General features: G+C 50.8%; 16 protein-coding genes. 7 read left to right on the plus strand and 9 right to left on the minus strand.

The window, feature by feature from the left end; translation table 11 throughout:
* Positions 1 to 21: 21 nt before the first annotated feature.
* Positions 22 to 450 carry a 50S ribosomal protein L13 gene (rplM, locus tag FIT99_RS11520; RefSeq protein ID WP_140004412.1) on the minus strand — a complete coding sequence of 143 codons (429 nt, stop codon included), beginning with the start codon at positions 448 to 450 and terminating at the stop codon, positions 22 to 24.
* A gap of 334 nt (positions 451 to 784) precedes the next feature.
* Between rplM and FIT99_RS11525 the strand changes: the two genes are divergently transcribed.
* Positions 785 to 2,413, plus strand: a complete 1,629-nt coding sequence (locus FIT99_RS11525; RefSeq protein ID WP_223261211.1) for a type IV pilus assembly protein FimV — start codon at positions 785 to 787, stop codon at positions 2,411 to 2,413.
* Here the strand turns inward: FIT99_RS11525 and ubiA are convergent.
* From ubiA to thiS, 6 genes are all read right to left on the minus strand, one after another.
* Positions 2,396 to 3,268 carry a 4-hydroxybenzoate octaprenyltransferase gene (gene ubiA / locus FIT99_RS11530; RefSeq protein ID WP_140004413.1) on the minus strand — a complete coding sequence of 291 codons (873 nt, stop codon included), beginning with the start codon at positions 3,266 to 3,268 and terminating at the stop codon, positions 2,396 to 2,398. The genes FIT99_RS11525 and ubiA overlap by 18 nt on opposite strands.
* Positions 3,269 to 3,280: 12 nt before the next feature.
* A complete protein-coding gene (locus FIT99_RS11535) occupies positions 3,281 to 3,844 on the minus strand; it encodes a chorismate--pyruvate lyase family protein (protein WP_140004414.1) in 564 nt (187 codons plus the stop codon).
* A gap of 5 nt (positions 3,845 to 3,849) precedes the next feature.
* Positions 3,850 to 5,076: a murein transglycosylase A gene (locus FIT99_RS11540; RefSeq protein ID WP_396652214.1), complete on the minus strand. Its 1,227-nt coding sequence runs from the start codon at positions 5,074 to 5,076 to the stop codon at positions 3,850 to 3,852.
* An 81-nt stretch (positions 5,077 to 5,157) separates the two neighbouring features.
* Positions 5,158 to 5,541, minus strand: a complete 384-nt coding sequence (apaG, locus tag FIT99_RS11545; protein WP_140004415.1) for a Co2+/Mg2+ efflux protein ApaG — start codon at positions 5,539 to 5,541, stop codon at positions 5,158 to 5,160.
* Positions 5,542 to 5,543: 2 nt separating this feature from the next.
* Positions 5,544 to 6,326, minus strand: coding sequence for a thiazole synthase (locus FIT99_RS11550; RefSeq protein ID WP_140004416.1), 783 nt, complete (start codon positions 6,324 to 6,326; stop codon positions 5,544 to 5,546).
* A gap of 50 nt (positions 6,327 to 6,376) precedes the next feature.
* Complete coding sequence (gene thiS, locus FIT99_RS11555; RefSeq protein ID WP_140004417.1) at positions 6,377 to 6,580, minus strand: sulfur carrier protein ThiS; 204 nt, start codon at positions 6,578 to 6,580, stop codon at positions 6,377 to 6,379.
* A gap of 334 nt (positions 6,581 to 6,914) precedes the next feature.
* On the opposite strand from thiS, the gene FIT99_RS11560 reads away from it, so the two are divergent.
* Entirely contained in the window at positions 6,915 to 7,103 is a 189-nt protein-coding gene (locus tag FIT99_RS11560) for a hypothetical protein (protein WP_140004418.1), read from the plus strand.
* Positions 7,104 to 7,281: 178 nt separating this feature from the next.
* Here the strand turns inward: FIT99_RS11560 and gndA are convergent, their stop codons facing one another.
* Positions 7,282 to 8,796: an NADP-dependent phosphogluconate dehydrogenase gene (gene gndA, locus FIT99_RS11565; protein ID WP_140004419.1), complete on the minus strand. Its 1,515-nt coding sequence runs from the start codon at positions 8,794 to 8,796 to the stop codon at positions 7,282 to 7,284.
* A 168-nt stretch (positions 8,797 to 8,964) separates the two neighbouring features.
* Positions 8,965 to 9,705 carry a dienelactone hydrolase family protein gene (locus tag FIT99_RS11570; protein WP_140004420.1) on the minus strand — a complete coding sequence of 247 codons (741 nt, stop codon included), beginning with the start codon at positions 9,703 to 9,705 and terminating at the stop codon, positions 8,965 to 8,967.
* 156 nt (positions 9,706 to 9,861) lie between these two features.
* On the opposite strand from FIT99_RS11570, the gene FIT99_RS11575 reads away from it, so the two are divergent.
* The 5 genes from FIT99_RS11575 to hemE all read left to right on the plus strand — a co-directional run bounded on the left by FIT99_RS11575 (position 9,862) and on the right by hemE (position 20,048).
* Positions 9,862 to 10,878 carry a S1 family peptidase gene (locus FIT99_RS11575; RefSeq protein WP_140004421.1) on the plus strand — a complete coding sequence of 339 codons (1,017 nt, stop codon included), beginning with the start codon at positions 9,862 to 9,864 and terminating at the stop codon, positions 10,876 to 10,878.
* A 67-nt stretch (positions 10,879 to 10,945) separates the two neighbouring features.
* Positions 10,946 to 12,226 carry a glutamate-1-semialdehyde 2,1-aminomutase gene (gene hemL / locus FIT99_RS11580; RefSeq protein ID WP_140004422.1) on the plus strand — a complete coding sequence of 427 codons (1,281 nt, stop codon included), beginning with the start codon at positions 10,946 to 10,948 and terminating at the stop codon, positions 12,224 to 12,226.
* A gap of 425 nt (positions 12,227 to 12,651) precedes the next feature.
* Positions 12,652 to 17,301: a glutamate synthase-related protein gene (locus FIT99_RS11585; RefSeq protein ID WP_396652227.1), complete on the plus strand. Its 4,650-nt coding sequence runs from the start codon at positions 12,652 to 12,654 to the stop codon at positions 17,299 to 17,301.
* An 86-nt stretch (positions 17,302 to 17,387) separates the two neighbouring features.
* The gene (locus FIT99_RS11590) at positions 17,388 to 18,815 is read left to right on the plus strand and encodes a glutamate synthase subunit beta (protein WP_140004423.1); all 1,428 of its coding nucleotides are present in this window, start codon (positions 17,388 to 17,390) and stop codon (positions 18,813 to 18,815) included.
* Between the two features lie 168 nt (positions 18,816 to 18,983).
* Positions 18,984 to 20,048 carry a uroporphyrinogen decarboxylase gene (hemE, locus tag FIT99_RS11595; protein WP_140004424.1) on the plus strand — a complete coding sequence of 355 codons (1,065 nt, stop codon included), beginning with the start codon at positions 18,984 to 18,986 and terminating at the stop codon, positions 20,046 to 20,048.
* The last annotated feature ends 83 nt before the right edge of the window (positions 20,049 to 20,131 follow it).

The raw sequence follows: 20,131 nt of genomic DNA on the forward strand, positions 1-20,131 counted from the left end.
TTTTATCCTAATCGTCTTAAATTAGATGGTTAATGGTTGCGGTTGTTGCGCAATGTGCTCATGCTTGTCGCCCGCATACACTTTCATTTTTTTGATCATGGCATAGCCCAAAGGACCTTTTGGCAACATGCCTTTCACAGCTTTCTCTAAAGCGCGGCCTGGAAAGCGGTCTTGCATTTTTGAGAAGTTGGTGGTTGTAATACCACCTGGGTAACCGGAGTGGCGGTGATACAACTTGTCACCTGCTTTGTTACCAGTTACTTTAATTTTGTCTGCATTGATCACAACAATGTAATCACCGGTATCTACGTGTGGCGTGTAAATAGCTTTGTGCTTACCACGCAGACGGTGTGCGATTGCGCTGGCCAAACGACCTAACACCAAGTCTGTGGCGTCAATCACGAACCAGTCATGTTGTACTTCATGCGATTTTGCTGAAAAAGTTTTCATTTTATAACTACCAAGTTATAGCGTATAAATTAAGAGGGCGGATTATATGCCAGCATGAGAAACCTTGTCAACGATATCTTCTAAAATAATCGGAACCCGTTGATTAGAGCTGGCGATGAGTGCTGGCTTGCGGCTTTTTGCCATCAATTATGCAAATTACCTGACTTAAAACATGCTTTTATTGCAATTGACCCTTGATTTTTCAGGGATAATTGCAATCCAATGCTATATTAGCGCAAGTTTGTATTTTTTGCACACAATGGTTGTTTAGGTAGTTAGTTTATTATCTAGACAATTACTTATTAATAGTGGCGATACCACCAAAATTATTTAGATGCTTTTAGGGCTATACAAGATTAAACATACCGTTTTATTTGCCGCCTCTGAGGTGCGATGGCTGTTTGCTTTTGTACTCTTTGCGTTGATAGGCCAGCTACAAGCAGCCACATTCGGTGAACTGGCAATTGCTTCCCCACCGGGACAGCCGCTGTTGGCGCAGGTGTCGCTCAATCAAGTGTTGCCTGACACAGATGTCAGCTGTTTCAGTTTAAGCCAGTCACCGGCGGCTGACCCTGATGCTGCGCATGTGCATTTAGAATACACCACGCTGAGCAGCCAACAAGGGGCTTTGCTGCTGTGGACAGATCTCGCGATTACCAAGCCAATCACCGTCACCCTGATTGACCGCTGCCAACATTCGCGCCACGTTTTCACCATTCAACCTGACAACACTACCACGGTTGTGAATACACTTGCCGCCGTCAAACCAGTCGTCGAAGTCGCTAGCCCACCGCTAGAGACTACAGAACCGCCTGCCGCGCCTGCGATCCCTGTAGAGGCTTATACTGCATTACAAACTCAAATTAACGACTTGCAACAGCATTTCAAACAGTTACAAACGAAGTCTGATGTCCTCTACGCCAGCAACTTAGCGCAAGCGAGCATCCTTGCCACGTTAAAAACCCAGCTGACTCAGCTGCAAAACGAGAATCATATTTTGCGAACGTTGGTGATTGCTTTGGGGCTGGCGCTGATTGCGAGCGGATTCTTCTTTGCAGATTGGCTACGCCAGCATGCGGCTGCCCCCAAAGTCCATAAGGCGCGTCCTTCGGCGCAACAATTAGCAGGCACTGCCGATACGGCGATGGGGCCGGCGACGCGTCCGCTCTCTGGCCAGGCTTTTTCTTCCACCTTACCGCCCGCCCCGTCCGCGTCTGAGTCGCCGGGGATGAATCCCGCCACCCAACCACCCTTACAAGCCAAAGCAAACAGCCGCTTAAAATCGGTGCCCATGCATGCCAATGATGATGCAGTCGCGCCACATGGTGCGCCTTACAAGGTGAGTTCGCAACAAAGCACGCAAGCAGTCATGCAAGATGCTTCTAGATTGTTCACCAACGGGCGCGTCAATCAGGCGATTGAGCACATTCAACAGCACCTGGCCAAGCACCCAAAATCTTCACCATGGATGTGGTTATATCTACTTGATCTGTTATCCAAAGAGGGCAAACAACATGCGTTCGATTTGGTGGCCGCAGAGTGCCGCAAACACTTTAATCTGAATGTAGACCACACGCCAGACAGCAAACTGCCGGGGATAGAATCGCTGCCGCGCGTGATGAAAGCCTTGCAGCAAGCTTGGGGCACGCCACAAGTGATTGCACTGATTGATGACTTGGTTTACAACACCCGACTGGTGCCGCGCATGGGTTTTGAACGAAGCGTATTTGAAGATTTGATGCTGTTGAAAGAAATCGCGTGCCAGACACAAAACCTACCTGCAGTGCCGCCGACACCCGCATCAGCCAGCCAAGAAACCCCCATCAGCGGTAATTTACGTGAGCTTCAGCAACTGTCAGAAGATATTTATGTGCTGGCGCCGATTGAGCACACGCCGTTTCAGTATTGGACAGACTTCTCGTTTGAGCTAGACGAAGCCTCAACTTTACGCAAATCTGCCTAAACAATAACTTACCGCTATTCCGATGGTGATTGCGGCGCCAATCCAAACGTTTTCGAGAAACGCTTTAAAACAGTCAGCCGGCTGCCGGTGACGGATCAGCGCATATTGCCGACAGAGCTGAATGACCGCCAACGTCCAGCCTAGCCAAAACGGCCAACCTAGCATCAGCGCGTGCGCCACGCCCGCCAAAATCAACATCATCGCCGCAAAACACAGCATGATCGCAAACACATCAAACCGACCGAAGGTGATGGCAGATGAGCGAATACCGATCTGAAGGTCATCCGCACGATCCACCATAGCGTAGGCAGTATCGTAGGCCACGGACCAACAGACATTGGCCGCCAAAAGCCACCATGCCAACGCAGGCACTTGCCCTTGCAAAGCAACAAAAGTCATTGGAATACCAAAACCAAAAGCGATGCCTAAATAGGCTTGTGGAATCGCAAAAAACCGTTTGGTGTAGGGGTAACTGACGGCGAGAAACAGCGCAGGGAAAGACCAGACGACCACCTGCCAGCCCAGCGTGCAAACTAAAACAAACGCTAATACTGACAAGCCTAGCGCCACTCCATAAGCCTCGCGGACCGAAATCTCCCCTGTCGCCAACGGGCGCAATTTTGTTCTGGCCACCGCGCCGTCCCAATGGCGGTCGGCAATATCATTGAGTGCACAGCCTGCCGAGCGCATTAAAATGGTCCCCAGGACAAATACACAAACCACCCAAGGCTGCGGAAAACCTTTCCCAGCGATCAACAAGCCCCACAAGGTTGGCCATAGCAATAGCCAAATACCGACTGGCTTATCGAGTCGCGTCAGCCGGTAATAGGCATGCCATTTGGCGAGTGACGGCATAAAACAGATTCCTCATGAGGATGAACGGCTTGCATGCTTGGCGCATGAGGCCAAAAATACTTCTGTGACCAGCAAACGATGGTGCCGAAGACAAAACAATGAACGCCTGGCCCAAAGCACTGGTGATTGTTGCTGAGGAACATGGCGGCAAAATGCTTTATACAAAGCATGTGATGAGGGCAGTTTACGATAGTGCAATGCACTGCGCTTTACACGCGGATTCGCAAACAACGTCGCTCCCAACGGTAGCCGCCCAATATGCCGCAGGTGACACCATGCCCCTCGCAACCCTTGACGGGCAATGACACTATGCGCAAACACCTGCCCCTGCCCCTGCCCCATTAGCATCACCTCACGCACCCAAGCATGCTGATTAGCCGGCAGTTGCAACAAGGCCTGCTCATCAACATTCGGTTTGTGCCAATCTTGCGCCAGCACCTGCACTGAAAAGTCAGCATATTGACGTTTTAGGCGTGCCGTCAGCGAGCCGCGCTCTTGCAACCATGGGCGCAAAGGCGTGTGGCCAATCACTTTGGCTTGCCAGCCTGCATCTTGCCTGTTAGAAGCACAGTGCATGGTCGCTAATGCGGCAGGGGAAACGTTTTAGGCAACCATACCCACAATTGTCCTTGCTGACGCATGGCCCCTGCGAGCTTACCAGCTGCCTCCCCTTCACCCCAGTAGACATCGGCCCTCACGCCACCCTTAATCGCGCCGCCGGTGTCTTGCGCTTGCATGAGTTGCTGCAAAGGCATGTCAGTATTCGGATACGTACTGGACAGATACACTGGGGCGCCCAACGGAATATAAAACGGATCCACGGCCACACTGCGTGCGGCCGTCAAGGGCACCCCCAAAGCGCCCAGCGGTCCAGACAAGCCGGCAGGTAACAATTTGAAAAAAACATAACTAGGGTTGGCATCCAATAACCCACGCAACTGTTCAGGATGCTGAGCTCCCCAGTTTTTAATGCCCTGCATCGAGGCCTCGCTTGCAGTCAACGCCCCTCGCTCAACTAATAATTTGCCAATCGACTGGTAGGGATGTCCATTTTGGTCAGCATAGCCCACAGCCAATCGCTCGCCAGTTTCAAGCTCAACAATCCCCGAGCCTTGCACTTGCAAGAAAAATGCTTCAACAGCATCGCTCACCCACAGCAACTCATTGCCGGCCAAAGGTGACTGGCTTTGTTCGATATCGGCGCGCGTAAAGTATGGCACTAACGACTGTCCTTGCAAGCGGCCGCGAACGCGCTTGTATTTGAGTTCGGGGTATAAAGCAGACAAATTGACTGTAATCAGATCGGCGGGGGGTTTATACAATGGCACCGGGAAGCGAGCGCTGGCATTGCGCGCACCCTTCAGTACAGGTTGATAATAGCCAGTGATTAACCCTTGCACAGCCCCGTCCGCCTGTTGGGTCTTATACACATTAAAATGTTGCTGCCAGTAAGCCTTTATCGCAGCAACCTCTGGCTTCACTCCTTGTGCAGCAGCACAAACAGCTTGCCAGTCAGGCTTGCTTTTTAGACCTTGGCAGCTTTGCAGCCAAGCATACCAACTCACCAGCCAGTCCTCTTTGTCTAAGCCGGGCAAGTCAGACCAATTGGCCGCCTTGAGCATGGCATAAGGGAGCGCTGGCGAAGTGGGCACGCTAGGAGGTGTCACTGGCTTTTCGATGCTAGCAGCGGGTGGTTTAGAGACCGAAGGTTTAGCGGTAGGCGCAGGTGGTACCGATTGGCAGGCCACCAGCCAGAGCATACTGGCCAGTGCAGCCCATTGGCGTACAGAGAGGGTTTTTTTTGTCACAAACACTTCGCTTAATTCACATTCTTTGTTTTAGGTAAACGACCGCCATGCTCAGCATCATCGGCGCGGGTTTTGCGTGGCTTAGTGCAATCCCGCAGCTTGGTGTAGCCAAAAAGTAGGCACATCCACCTCAAACCAATGCCCATCCACCGCCACCATTTGAAACGTGCCAAACATTTCACCGCTGGGGGTGCTAAACATTACGCTGCTGGTATAACTATATTCGTCCTCTGGCGCAATCAGTGGCTGATCCCCCACCACCCCTAACCCTTTGACCTCACGCACCTGCTGCATGGCGTCTGTGATCACCCAATGACGACTAATCAGCTGCGCCTGCACCGAGCCAGTATTGCGAATGGTAATGGTGTAGGCATACACGTACTGACCTGCCTCAGGCGAAGATTGTGCCGATAGATACTCGGTCACTACCGAGATTTCGCAAGCATATTGCGCGTTAGAAGCCACAGTTACCCGATCATGCCAGTGGTTGGAGAACTCGGGCTGGCAGAATACAATTTTTTTGCCATCCGTCCGGCCAAAAAGGATTCTCGTCCTGCTTCAATGGCTTTTTTCATGGCGCCTGCCATCAATACCGGATCACGCGCCGCTGCAATTGCCGTATTCATCAGCACGCCGGCACAGCCAAGTTCCATGGCGATAGCTGCATCCGACGCACAGCCGACCCCTGCATCTACCAGCACTGGTATTTTGGCGTTTTCAATAATAATCTGTAGATTCCACGGATTTAAAATACCCATGCCCGAGCCAATCAGCGAGGCCAATGGCATCACAGCGACACAACCGATGTCTTCTAACTGTTTGGCAATGATCGGATCATCCGAGGTATACACCATCACATCAAACCCTTCTTTTACCAGTGTTTTGGCTGCAGCTATCGTTTCGGTGACGTTGGGGTACAGCGTATTGGGATCGCCCAATACCTCTAACTTGACCAAACGATGATCATCGAGCAACTCGCGTGCTAATCGCAAAGTGCGCACCGCCTCATCGGCGCTGTAACAACCAGCTGTATTGGGCAAATAAGTAAACTCACTAGGTGGCAAATATTCCAGCAAAGACGGTTCATTGGCGTTTTGACCAATATTGGTCCGACGGATAGCAACCGTCACAATCTCAGCGCCGCTGGCGTCAATGGCCGCCCGCGTTTGCGTAAAATCTTGATATTTACCGGTTCCCACCAGCAGCCGGGATTGGTAATGCTTGCCGCCGATGACTAAATCATCACTCATACTTCAATACTTTCTATTCAATGCTTTTCGACATTCACAGGCCTCGATGACTAGCCGCCACCGACCGCACCCACAATTTCCAATTTATCCTCTGCTTGCAACTGCACGTCGGCAAACTGGCTCCGCGGCACAATATCGCCGTTGCGTTCGATCGCAATCCGCTTGCCAGTCAGTTGCATATGCTCCACCAGCGCCAACACGCTCATCGCCTCTTGCGGGAGCATGGTGATCTTACCATTGACAAAAATTTGCATACTGCCCTTCATTTTTGCGTCATCAAACCGATATTTTACGAAAAATCAGCGCTTTTGGCTTTTAGTTTTTGGCGCTGTGCTTTTAATATGGTTGTTCACCCCATGGGGTCAGACCATCCCACTGTCGCATGCTGACCAATAAAGATGGCATCATGTTTGCTTATCTGTTGCAGCGATACAAATATGTGCATCGAAATTGACAAGTTTGGTCATTACTGCATATTACGCATTGCTGGGCAAGGAACTTTTTGTTAATTTTGGCGCCACATGCACAACGAACACAATTCGTTGTTGTGTGCCCGAAAAAATTGGAAATCCCAAAAGGAATATTGAAATGCAGATTGTACAGTCTTACCAAGCAACCCCATCCAACCATTTTTTGGTAGATGAAATTTACGCCCCAAGCTTGAACACCTCCGCAGCCGATTTGGCTGATGCTAAAGTGACCACCCAAGCGCAACAACACCTGAAAGCCATTACAGAGCTACATCGCTTTTTGGAATCCAGCTGCGATTGCGTTTAACCACGTAATCTCTCTGCTGGCGAAAGACCCGTCATCGGGTCACGGATTTTTTTGACGCATGTATCATGCGTTGATGCATACAAACTGATATTGTTCATACGGTAGCGACAAAAAAAGATGGCGACTTGCGCCATCTTTTTTTTTCGGCTTGGGCGTCATCCCAGACGCCCAACAATCATTACTCAATCGCCAATTGTGGGCGACCAGCTTCCGGCCAATCTAAATGGAAGAACTGGCCACGTGGCTGATCTTTACGCTCATAAGTATGGGCACCAAAGTAATCACGCTGACCTTGCAACAAGTTCGCAGGCAAATCAGCACTTCTGTAACCATCATAGTAAGCCAACGCTGCTGCAAAGCCTTGCGCTGGAATCCCATTGGTCACTGCTAACGCAATCACCTTACGCCAACCCGCCTGACCTTCGTTCATCGCATTGGTAAAGTAAGGGTCTAGCATCAGATTTTTCAAGCGTGAATTCAATGCATAAGCATCGGTAATTTTCTGCAAGAAGCGGGCACGGATAATGCAGCCACCACGCCAGATTTGTGCAATTTCGCCAAAATTAAGTTTCCAGTTATAAGCAACTTGCGCTTTATCGATCAACTGGAAGCCCTGTGCATAAGCGCAAATTTTGGAGCAATACAACGCATTTTTGATTGCTTCGATAATCGCAGCCTTGTCTTTCTCTTGCACAATGGCAGGACCTTTAAGAATCTTGCTTGCTTCAACACGTTCTTCTTTGAGACTGGACAATGCGCGCGCATATACTGCTGCGGCAATCGCGTTAGCGGGTGCACCCAGTTCAAGCGCGTTGGCAGCCGTCCATTGGCCGGTACCTTTTTGGCCAGCGGTATCCAGAATCTGATCCACCAAGAAGCCCTTACCAGCCGGGTCTTTTTGCTGCAAGATATCCGCAGTGATTTCAATCAAGAAGCTGGACAACTCGCCTTTGTTCCACTCGGCAAATACTTTGCCGATTTCGTCTGCAGGCATGCCCAACAGATTTTTCATCAGCCAATAGGCTTCGCAAATCAACTGCATATCGATGTACTCAATGCCGTTGTGGACCATTTTGACATAATGGCCCGCACCGTCAGGACCGATATACTCCGCACAAGAGAATCCACCCTCGACCGGTTTACCAGGCGAACCACCCTCTAATGGGGCGCCAGTGACCGGATCTACTTTAGCGGCGATATCACGCCAAATAGGCTCAAGGCTAGACCAGGCTTTGCGTGTCCCAGAAGGCATCAGGGATGGGCCGAAACGGGCACCCGTTTCGCCACCTGAAACACCTGAGCCAATGAACTCAATGCCTTTGGCTGCCAATTCTTTTTCACGGCGAATGGTGTCTGTCCACAACGCATTGCCACCGTCAATAATGATATCGCCTTGCTCAAGAAAAGGCAGCAAAGCGTTAATGGTCACATCAGTGGCGCTCCCTGCTTTCACCAGCAACACGATTTTACGTGGACGCTTGATGCTCAACACAAACGAAGCCAAGTCCGCATGGCCAACCACGCGCTCGTGCGAAGGCTCATTCTTTTTGCACTCTTCGATGAAGTTCAGCATTTTTTTCGGGTCACGGTTATAGACCGCGATGGTATAGCCGTGATCCGCAATGTTAAGTGCCAAGTTTTGGCCCATCACTGCCAATCCTACCAATCCAATATCCGCATTTTTTGTAGTCATAATTATCTCTATAAATGGTTAATTTAGTTGTAAAAAAAGCACAGGCTTTTGGCCTGTGCTTGGACTAAGGTATGTATTGAACCCGCACGCAAGTTGTTTTGAAATCGCAACAAACATGAACCCGGTCAGCACCATAGTTTTCTCTCACTCAAGTGGGATTGCAATCACTTACTTGAGTACGTTTCCGAACATTTGCAAGGTCAACTGATACCCCAAATTGACCAACTGCGCATCGTAACGTTCCCCCTCATCGCGCATAAAGGCATGCTGCCCGTTGAACTCATGCCAAGTGTAATGTAAGCCAGGAATCCCAGCGAAACGGTTGTAGAGCTCGGCACGTTTATCGGCAGGGATGTGTGGGTCTTGTTTACCCCAGATCATCAGCAACTCGCCCTTGATTTCGTTCACACGCTCCATGCTGTGCTGACCCGGCTGGTTTGGAATAATATTGGTATGCAGATCGGTGGCGTAGAAACAGGCCGTGGCTTTTACTTCAGGCTGCAAGGCAGCACGGAAGGCCAAATGCCCCCCAATACAAAAGCCAGCTGCGCCCAAATTGCCGTCATACCAGGCTTGCGCATTGAGAAAATCAATCATGGCACGGTTATCTGTATCGTAAGCTTGCACGTCTTTTGCCATTTTATCGGCATTGCCTTTGTCGCGACCGGCATCGTCATAACCTAATACGGTGCCAACCGGATTTAACTCATGAAAAACTTCAGGTACTAACACAGCGTAACCATGTCCAGCTAAAAACCGCGCCGCCCGCTCAATAGGACCTGTTTGCTGAAAGATTTCGGAGTAAAACAAAACCGCAGGCACTTTACCATCGTGTTTTGGACGATGAACATAAGTGCGCATCACCCCGGTCGGAGTGTTCAAATCAACGATTTCGCTTGTAATCAGCATGGTAAATCCTTAAACAATCAAAAATATCGGCTATTCTAGCGCTGTTTGAGTGGCTTTTCACAACGTTTCTCGCCTGAAATAAGAATTTTTTGCACTTTTTAGGCCAAACACCTCTCACAGCAATCAATGCCACTACAAACAAAAAGGAATGCCAAGATGCGCGTGTTGTCGCTTGTATTTATGCTGTCAGTGAATCTGCACCTGAGTTCGATCGCGCAGTCTGAGCCAGATCGTGAATTGGTTTATCGACTCAAGGCGTCCGTGGTTAAAGTCCACGCTATCACCGCCACAGGCGGTCACGGTGTTGGTAGCGGGGTGGTGGTCGCTCCGGATACGGTGGCAACCAGCTGCCACGTCGTTGCAAACAGCAGCGGCATTAGTATTTCTAAGTTTGGTGACAGCATGAGCCCAGTCGGCATGATCGCGGATTGGAAACATGACATCTGCTTATTAAAATTTAAATATCTAGAATTACCCGCTGCCAAATTGGCCTCCGCCGCTACACTCCACTATGGCGACGAAGTATTTTCGATTGGCTTTCCGGGCGGCCCACCCAAACCACAAACCATCTCCGGCAAAGTGCGCGCGCTTTATGCCTATGATGACAGCCTCGTTGTTCGTACCGATGCCGCTTTTATCATGGGCTCAAGCGGTAGCCCGACCTTTAATCAGGCAGGCGAACTGGTGTCGTTGAGTACGTTTAAAAGTCCAGGTAAAAATGCCTACTTTTACAGTGTGCCGGTCGAATGGATTCAACGCTTGATGTCGGGCGAGCAAGTGACCAGCGCAGTACCCACCGCGACACCGTTTTGGGACTTGCCACTTGAGCAACGACCTTTCTGGATGCAGGTGGTGCTTCCTTATCAAGCTGGCGACTGGCCGATGCTAGAGACACTTGCACGTCAATGGCTGACTGTGCAAGCTGACTCCGCGGAAGCTTACTTTTATCTCGCCAGCGCCCTGCACGGCCAAGGCCAGACGGGGCCTGCGCAACAGGCCTATTTGCGCGCGGTGAGCTTGCAACCAGCCCACATCGATGCCTGGAGCGGCCTCGCTATTTTGGCAGAGCAGACCCAACAACCTACGCTCTACAGCGATGCCGAGCAGCACATCCGGCAATTAGATAGCCAGATTTGGGCAGATGTACAACGCCGTATGCAACAGGCGCAGTAGCATGATCAAGCGCCCCTGCTCTGATAGAATACGTTTTTTTTTTGATGTTCACTTAGATAACTCAGCCATGACCTCACGCAACCAGCAACTGTTTGAAAAATCCCAGCAACTGATTCCAGGTGGCGTCAATTCGCCCGTGCGCGCATTCCGCAGCGTCGGCGGCACCCCAATCTTTTTCAAAAAAGGACTGGGCTCCAAGTTGTGGGATGTCGATGGCAAAGAATATATCGACTACATCAACTCCTGGGGGCCGATGATTTTGGGTCACGCCCACCCTGAAGTGATTGCAGCGGTACAGCAAGCGGCTACCAACAGCTTAAGCTTCGGTGCGCCCACCGGCCTCGAGTTAGAAATGGCTGAGCTGCTTAACCGCTTAGTGCCGAGTATGGAGCAAGTGCGCTTGGTCAGTAGCGGGACAGAGGCCACCATGAGCGCCATTCGCGTGGCGCGCGGCTTTACCAAACGCAACAAAATCATCAAGTTTGAGGGTTGTTATCACGGACATGCCGATGCCTTATTGGTGAAGGCTGGTTCTGGTTTGCTCACCTTCGGCGAGCCGAGCTCGGCAGGCGTACCAGCCGAGGTGGCAGCACACACCCTGACCCTAGATTACAACAACACACAAATGCTCAGAGATACCTTTGCGAGCATCGGCGATGAAATTGCCTGCGTTATTTTAGAACCTGTTGTTGGCAACATGAACCTGATCGTACCTGACCAAGCGTTTTTGCAAACACTGCGCGAAGTATGCACTCAACATGGCACCGTGCTCATTTTCGATGAAGTGATGACGGGGTTCCGCGTGGCGCTAGGCGGCGCTCAAGCACTGTATGGCATCACCCCGGACATGACGACGCTAGGCAAAGTCATCGGTGGCGGCTTGCCGGTGGGCGCATTCGGTGGGCGTAAAGACATTATGAGCGTGTTGGCACCGCTTGGCTCGGTTTACCAAGCAGGCACCCTATCCGGCAACCCGGTGGCGGTGACCGCCGGCCTCACCACGCTCAAACTGATCCAAACCCCCGGCTTCCACGACAAACTGACCGCGCAAACCACTAAGCTGACCGAGGGACTGATGCAAGCCGCGCGCCAAGCAGGCGTTACCTTCAGTGCGCAAAACGTAGGCGGTATGTTTGGCATTTACTTCAGCGCACAACTTCCAACCAGTTATGCAGACATGATGCGTGCAGACAAAAACGCTTTTAACAAGTTTTTTCATAGCATGCTGGATAGTGGCATCTATCTTGGCCCCTCTGCGTTTGAGGCCGGTTTTGTCTCTGCTGCACATAGCGATGAGGATATTGCACACACCATACAAGCAGCAGCAATTGCTTTTGCGAGCCTGTAAAGCGAACGCTTAAGCGCTGCGCGCGCAATCAGAGCGCGCGCAGCGCAAACTAGAGCTTTTCGACGCCCTCCCCACAGTCAATCAAAAACCATCCAAGCGTCATCCTGATCACAGCGCAACTTTGCCCTGCTGGCCGCGCGAGGATCAGCTAAACCACCGACCATATTCAACCCCGCATCCGTCCAGCAACCGCCACCATCCGTGGCGCGGGGACCTTGAGCACACAGACAACGGCAGCCTGAGTGACTATTTTTTGCAGGTAAACAAAAATCATTCTCAACTGAGTTAAAAAAATGAATTTATCCGTTATTTAACGCAGGCTAAACAATTGAAATTGCTAAACTTTAACGGTATCATTGAAGGTTCCTCCAAATGTTTTGTAAGTGAAGAATCTGGCAATGGACATGCAGTCTGACAACAACGTGATGAGTGCTTCTCAAGATACCGCAACCGCTCTGGATGACCAGTTTGGTTTAGCTCCCCAGTCTCAAGGTTTATACGACAGACGCCACGAAAAAGATAGCTGTGGCGTTGGCTTTGTCGCCCATATCAAGGGCAAGAAAAGCCACGAAATTGTCGCCATGGGCCTGCAGCTGCTAGACAACCTGACGCACCGCGGCGCAACGGGTTACGACCCAAAACTGGGCGATGGTGCCGGCTTGCTGATGCAAATGCCTGACACCTTCATGCGTGAGGAGGCGGCCAAGCTAGGCCTCACGTTGCCAGCTGCAGGGCATTATGCTGTAGGGCAGGCTTTCTTACCGCAAAATGCAAATAACCGCGCGCAATGTGAAGCCATTTTTGCCAGCATTATTGCTGAAGAAAATCAAACCCTGTTGGGTTGGCGCGATGTGCCTGTCGACAACAGCAATATTGCTGATGCGGCTCGTGCGGTTGAACCCGTCATGCGGCAAGTATTCATTGCCAGCACCACCACCGACACCGTTGCATTTGAACGTAAGTGCTTTGTCATTCGTAAGCGCATTGAGCATGCCATTCGTGCGCTCAACTTACAGGACAAAGCGCAGTTTTATATGCCGTCTTTCTCCTCCCGCACCATTGTCTACAAAGGCATGTTGTTGGCAAACGAAGTAGGCGTTTACTACAAAGACTTGAAAGACGCGCGCGTGGTTTCTGGACTGGCGCTGGTCCACCAACGTTTTTCTACCAACACGTTCCCAGCTTGGGACTTAGCCCACCCGTTCCGGATGATTGCACACAACGGTGAAATCAACACCGTGCAAGGCAACGTCAATTGGATGGCAGCCCGTCACGAGACGATGAAATCTGCCGTGTTAGGTGAAGACCTGGAAAAATTATGGCCATTGATCGCTGAAGGTCAGTCTGACTCTGCTTGCTTTGACAATTGCTTAGAATTGCTGGTGGCAGGTGGTTACAGCTTGCCGCATGCCATGATGATGCTGATTCCTGAAGCATGGGCCGGCAATCCATTGATGGATGAAGACCGCCGTGCTTTCTACGAGTACCACGCGGCATTGATGGAGCCATGGGATGGCCCAGCTGCGGTCGCGTTTACTGACGGTAAAATGATTGGCGCCACGCTCGACCGTAACGGCTTGCGTCCTGCACGCTATTTAGTGACTGAAGATGACATCGTGATGATGGCTTCTGAAATGGGCGTGATCACCTTCCCACAAGAAAAAATCGTTAAAAAATGGCGCTTGCAACCAGGCAAAATGTTGCTGATTGATATGGAACAAGGCCGCATTATTGACGATGAAGAAGTGAAAACCGCACTGGCAAAAGCCAAACCCTATCGTCAATGGATTGAACAAACCCGTTTTCATTTGACGGAATTGCCTAGCGTGAGCGCTGGCGACATTCGCTTGAATGAAAACTTGCTAGATACCCAACAAGCATTTGGCTACTCGCAAGAAGATCTCAAGTTTGTGTTGCAGCCAATGATAGACAATGGTGAAGAAGGTTCTGGCTCTATGGGGAATGACGCAGCGCTGCCTGTGTTATCCAACAAAGCCAAAACACTTTACAACTACTTTAAGCAGCTGTTTGCGCAAGTCACTAACCCGCCCATTGACCCAATTCGTGAAGAATTGGTGATGTCGCTGGTGACATTTATCGGCCCCAAACCAAACCTGCTAGCGGTGGATGAGACCAATCCACCGATCCGCCTGGAAAGCAACCAGCCAGTCTTGAGTCTTGATGGTCTCGAAAAACTTAAACAGATTGAAACGCTCACCAAAGGCCAATTCAAATCTCTCGTCCTTGACCTGACCTACGACGTGGCGCTTGGCAAAGCAGGTATGAAGCAGGCGCTAGATCTATTGCATGATCAAGCTGAAAAAGCGGTGCATGATGGTTATAACGTCCTCATCTTGTCTGACCGCGCCCTGTCCGCGACACGCATTGCTATTCCGGCATTGCTGGCCTGTTCGGCCACACACGAGTTTTTAGTCAAAGCCGGTTTGCGTACCAGCACCGGTTTGGTAATTGATACCGGCTCTGCGCGTGAGGTGCATCACTTTGCCTTGCTGGCAGGTTACGGCGCTGAAGCGGTATGCCCATGGTTGGTGTATGAAACCATGAAGACCATGACGAGCGATGCTGAAAAAGCTGGCAAAAACTTTGTCAAAGCCATCGGCAAGGGCTTATATAAAGTCATGTCAAAAATGGGCATTTCGACTTATCAGTCCTATTGTGGCGCACAAATTTTCGAGGCCATTGGCTTAAACAGCCAGTTCGTCAACGATTACTTTACAGGCACCGTCAGCCAGATCGAGGGCATTGGCCTTGAGCAAGTGGCTGAAGAAACTGTCCGTTTGCATACCCAAGCATTTGGCAGCGACCCTGTGTTATCGAATGCGCTAGAAGCAGGTGGTGATTATGCGTTCCGCGTCCGTGGTGAAGAGCACTTGTGGACACCGCAATCCATTAGCAAATTGCAAAACGCGACACGCACTGGCCAGTATGATACCTACAAAGAATATGCTGCACTGATTAACGATCAGACCCGCCGTCACATGACCTTGCGTGGTCTATTTGAAATCAAAGCAGCGGGCAAAGCGATCCCGCTGGAGCAAGTGGAATCCGCCAAAGAAATCGTCAAACGGTTCGCAACTGGTGCGATGTCTTTGGGCTCCATCTCGACCGAAGCCCACGCCACATTAGCGATTGCCATGAACCGCATTGGCGGCAAGTCCAACACTGGTGAAGGCGGCGAAGATATCAAACGCTTTATTCCAGTCACTGTGGACTCGAGCATTGCGCAAGTGTTAGGCAGCGATTTAATCGAAGCCAACATCGCACTCAAAGCCGGCGACTCTATGCGTTCACGCATCAAACAAGTGGCTTCTGGCCGCTTTGGCGTCACCGCAGAATACCTAAGCAGTGCTGATCAAATTCAGATCAAGATGGCACAAGGCGCTAAGCCTGGTGAAGGCGGCCAATTACCCGGCCATAAAGTATCGCCTTACATCGCAAAACTACGTTTTTCAGTGCCGGGTGTGGGTTTGATTTCACCACCGCCTCATCATGATATTTACTCGATTGAAGATTTGGCACAGCTGATTCACGACCTGAAAAACGCGAATCCAAAGGCTTCTATTTCGGTCAAACTGGTGTCTGAAACAGGCATCGGTACGGTCGCAGCTGGCGTTGCCAAAGCCAAGTCTGATCACATTGTAGTCGCGGGCCATGATGGTGGTACGGGGGCTTCTCCAATCTCTTCCATCAAGCATGCGGGTACGCCATGGGAACTTGGTTTGGCTGAAACGCAGCAAACGCTGGTGTTGAACCAGTTGCGTGGTCGCGTCGTCGTTCAGGTCGATGGCCAAATGAAAACGGGCCGTGACGTATTGATCGGCGCCTTGCTGGGCGCGGATGAGTTCGGCTTTGCCACCGCACCACTGGTGGTTGAAGGCTGTATCATGATGCGCAAGTGCCACCTGAATACTTGTCCGGTTGGCGTGGCGACACAAGATCCCGCCTTACGTAAGAAATTTACCGGCCAGCCAGAGCATGTGGTCAACTATTTCTTCTTCGTTGCTGAAGAAGTCCGTGAGTTAATGGCCAGCATTGGTATCGCCAAGTTTGACGACCTGATTGGTCGTGCAGATTTGCTGGACATGAAAGCTGGTATCGAACACTGGAAGATCAATGGCCTAGACTTCAGCAAGGTATTCCACTTGCCAGAAATGCCAGCCAGCGTCTCACGCAAAAACAACGACGTGCAAGACCATGGTTTGGTCAACGCGCTCGATAATCAATTGATCGTCCTGGCCAAGCCTGCCTTAGAAAAAGGTGAAAACGTCAGCATCAACTTACCCATCGTTAACACGAACCGGACGGTGGGCACCATGCTCTCGCATGAGGTTGCGAGCCGTTATGGTCATGCTGGGCTGCCAGATGGCACCATTAGCGTCAAATTCACCGGCACGTCTGGCCAGAGCTTTGCCGCATTCTTGGCCAAAGGCATCACGTTTGAACTGACCGGCGAAGGCAACGACTATGTGGGCAAAGGGCTATGCGGTGGACGGATTATCATCAAACCACCCGTGACCTTCCGCGGTTTGTCTTACGAGAATATTATTGTAGGCAACACGGTCATGTACGGGGCAACCACCGGTGAAAGCTTCCTCAGCGGCGTCGCAGGTGAGCGTTTCTGTGTGCGAAACTCCGGAGCCACCGCAGTAGTCGAGGGTGTCGGTAATCACGGCTGTGAATACATGACCGGCGGCACCGTGGTGGTGCTTGGTCAAACCGGCCAAAACTTTGCGGCGGGCATGAGCGGCGGTATCGCTTACGTGTACGACATCGATGGGAAATTTGCCCAGCGCTGCAATATGAGCATGGTCTCGCTTGAAAAAGTCGAAGGTGCGGATGCCGATATTGGTAAGGTGCAGCATTTAGGTCAGCCTGATGAAGTGATTCTAAAAGGGTTGATTGAGCAGCATCTGGCCTTGACGGGTAGTCCACGTGCGAAAGAACTTCTGGCGGATTGGCCAGTCTCACGGGCAAAATTCGTGAAAGTATTCCCAAATGAATACAAACGCGCATTGACCGAAATGGCTGCCGCAACTGCCAAACAAGCCGCTTAAAGTTTTTGATAATTGAATACCCCGCTTAGTGCGGGGACTTTTTAAGGTTGCCTTAGCAAAAAGCAACAAGGAAGAGATGATTTCACATGGGTAAAGTCACTGGTTTCATGGAATTTGAACGTCTGGCAGAAGAATATCTACCAGTTAATGAACGTGTCAAAAACTACAAAGAGTTCGTGCTGCATTTAACAGACGACCAAGCAAAACAGCAAGGCGCACGCTGCATGGATTGCGGCATTCCCTTCTGTACGACAGGCTGTCCAGTCAACAACATCATTCCAGACTGGAATGACTTGGTCTACCAGCAAGATTGGCGCAGCGCAATCGATGTGCTGCACTCAACCAACAACTTCCCTGACTTTACTGGACGCATTTGTCCGGCCCCTTGTGAAGCTGCCTGTACCTTAAACATCAATAACGATGCGGTCGGCATTAAGTCGATTGAGCATGCAATTATTGATAAAGCTTGGGAAAACGGCTGGGTGACGCCGCAAATCAATCCGAACAAAACCGGCAAGACAATCGCCGTAGTGGGTTCAGGCCCCGCCGGCCTCGCTGCAGCCCAGCAGTTGGCGCGTGCAGGCCACGCAGTCACCGTGCTCGAGAAAAATGACCGAATCGGTGGTTTGTTACGTTACGGTATCCCCGACTTCAAGTTAGATAAATCAGGGATCGACCGCCGCATCGCACAAATGGAAGCCGAAGGCGTCACATTTAAAGTGAATCAGCATGTTGGCGAAAATGTCAGTGCTGCAGATCTTGAGCGTGATTTTGATGCGGTGATCTTAGCCGGGGGTGCAGAGTATCCGCGCGATCTGCCAGTACCTGGCCGCGAATTAGAAGGTGTCCATTTCGCCATGGATTTCCTCACACCCAATAACAAAATGGTGGCGGGCGACGTAGTCCCAAACCAAATCAAAGCGACCGGCAAACATGTCGTGGTGATTGGCGGCGGTGACACGGGCTCTGACTGTGTGGGCACCTCAAACCGCCATGGTGCAGCCAGCGTGACGCAGTTTGAACTGATGCCGCAACCGCCAGAAAAAGAGAACAAAGCACTGGTATGGCCAAACTGGCCACTAAAAATGCGCACTTCCAGCTCCCACGAAGAAGGTGCGGAGCGTGACTGGTCAATCACCACCACTGCATTGCTCGGTGAGAACGGTAAACTGACGGCACTCAAAGGCGCACGCGTCGAGTGGAAAGATGGCAAAATGATCGAAGTGCCAGGTACGGAGTTCACCATTAAAGCAGACCTGGTATTTTTGGCCATGGGCTTTGTCTCGCCAGTCCAAAAAGTGTTAGATGCGTTCGGCGTTGAAAAAGATAACCGTGGCAATGCGAAAGCCACCACCGATGGTGAAGGCTGTTACAAAACCAATAAAGCCAAAGTATTTGCGGCCGGGGATATGCGTCGCGGCCAATCCTTGGTAGTCTGGGCTATCCGAGAGGGTCGTCAATGTGCACGTGAAGTTGATGCCTTCTTGATGGGAAGCTCAAGCCTGCCCCGTTAATTTAGACAGCGCATTCATCTTAAAACGCCGATGCCACCCATCGGCGTTTTTGTTTGTTTTAATCGCAAAAAAACATGATTCTTTCAAGTGAAAAGAGAGTGTGGCCTTTATAATCATGCTTTTACATATTATTGACCTGCGCATCCCTGATCAGGCAATCCCACGCACATGACCTCACTGCAAAACGATACCTTTCTACGCGCGCTCATGCGCCAACCTACTGAATACACACCAGTCTGGATGATGCGCCAAGCTGGACGCTATTTGCCAGAATACCGTGAGAGCCGCAAAACCGCCGGCAGCTTTATGCAGCTATGCCAAAGCCCGACGTTTGCCACCGAAGTCACACTACAGCCGTTGGACCGTTACCCGCAACTGGATGCTGCTATCCTGTTTAGTGACATCCTGACCGTTCCTGACGCGATGGGCTTGGGCTTATATTTTGAAGAGGGCGAAGGGCCTAAATTTGAGCGCACCTTGCAAGCGGAGGCGGATATTCTCAAACTTGAAGTGCCTGATATGGCCAAATTGCAATATGTGTTTGACGCGGTCAGCAGCATTCGCAAGGCCTTAAATGGTCGCGTACCTTTAATTGGTTTTTCTGGCAGCCCATGGACGCTAGCTACCTATATGGTGGAAGGCAAAGGCGGTACTGACTTTCTTAACACGAAGAAAATGGGCTATGCGAGACCAGACCTGTTGCATCGTATCTTAGACATCACTGCTCAAACCGTTATTCAGTATCTCAATGCCCAAATCGCTGCGGGCGCGCAAGCAGTGATGATTTTTGACTCATGGGGCGGCGCATTGTCTCATGATGCGTATATTGAATTTTCACTCAACTACATGCAAAAAATCGTGGCAGGTTTGACCAAAACAGCAGAGGGTAACACCGTGCCGAGCATCGTGTTCACTAAAGGCGGTGGCTTGTGGCTGGAACAGCAAGCCGCGATTGGGGCAGATGCCTTAGGCCTAGACTGGACCGTCAATCTGACACAAGCACGCCAGCGCGTGGGTGACCAAGTGGCGTTGCAAGGCAATATGGACCCAGCCATTTTGCTCAGCGCACCCGCGGCGATTGAAAAAGAAGTTGCTCGTATATTGGCTAGCTACGGCCACGGACACGGTCATGTATTTAATCTAGGCCATGGTATTACGCAGTGGACACCGCCCGAACATGCAGCGTGTATGCTTGAAACGATACGTGCGCTTAGCCCACAGTATCACCTTTAATGGAAGTGTTCGGTAAGATGAGATTGCAGTGACTCAAGCATCACAAATCAATCGCAATCATTGGTATGGCAATCATCTTAATA

This window comes from Methylophilus medardicus, assembly GCF_006363955.1.
Taxonomy (GTDB): Bacteria; Pseudomonadota; Gammaproteobacteria; order Burkholderiales; family Methylophilaceae; genus Methylophilus; species Methylophilus medardensis.

What these genes read in the sequence shown, in the direction of transcription:
- thiS (WP_140004417.1), bottom strand. Translation starts at nt 6,580, where the DNA reads ATGCAAATTTTTGTCAATGGTAAGATCACCATGCTCCCGCAAGAGGCG.
- gndA (WP_140004419.1), bottom strand. Translation starts at nt 8,796, where the DNA reads ATGACTACAAAAAATGCGGATATTGGATTGGTAGGATTGGCAGTGATG.
- hemL (WP_140004422.1), top strand. Translation starts at nt 10,946, where the DNA reads ATGACCTCACGCAACCAGCAACTGTTTGAAAAATCCCAGCAACTGATT.
- FIT99_RS11525 (WP_223261211.1), top strand. Translation starts at nt 785, where the DNA reads ATGCTTTTAGGGCTATACAAGATTAAACATACCGTTTTATTTGCCGCC.
- FIT99_RS11585 (WP_396652227.1), top strand. Translation starts at nt 12,652, where the DNA reads ATGAGTGCTTCTCAAGATACCGCAACCGCTCTGGATGACCAGTTTGGT.
- rplM (WP_140004412.1), bottom strand. Translation starts at nt 450, where the DNA reads ATGAAAACTTTTTCAGCAAAATCGCATGAAGTACAACATGACTGGTTC.
- FIT99_RS11590 (WP_140004423.1), top strand. Translation starts at nt 17,388, where the DNA reads ATGGGTAAAGTCACTGGTTTCATGGAATTTGAACGTCTGGCAGAAGAA.
- FIT99_RS11575 (WP_140004421.1), top strand. Translation starts at nt 9,862, where the DNA reads ATGCGCGTGTTGTCGCTTGTATTTATGCTGTCAGTGAATCTGCACCTG.
- FIT99_RS11550 (WP_140004416.1), bottom strand. Translation starts at nt 6,326, where the DNA reads ATGAGTGATGATTTAGTCATCGGCGGCAAGCATTACCAATCCCGGCTG.
- FIT99_RS11535 (WP_140004414.1), bottom strand. Translation starts at nt 3,844, where the DNA reads ATGCACTGTGCTTCTAACAGGCAAGATGCAGGCTGGCAAGCCAAAGTG.
- ubiA (WP_140004413.1), bottom strand. Translation starts at nt 3,268, where the DNA reads ATGCCGTCACTCGCCAAATGGCATGCCTATTACCGGCTGACGCGACTC.
- FIT99_RS11560 (WP_140004418.1), top strand. Translation starts at nt 6,915, where the DNA reads ATGCAGATTGTACAGTCTTACCAAGCAACCCCATCCAACCATTTTTTG.
- FIT99_RS11570 (WP_140004420.1), bottom strand. Translation starts at nt 9,705, where the DNA reads ATGCTGATTACAAGCGAAATCGTTGATTTGAACACTCCGACCGGGGTG.
- hemE (WP_140004424.1), top strand. Translation starts at nt 18,984, where the DNA reads ATGACCTCACTGCAAAACGATACCTTTCTACGCGCGCTCATGCGCCAA.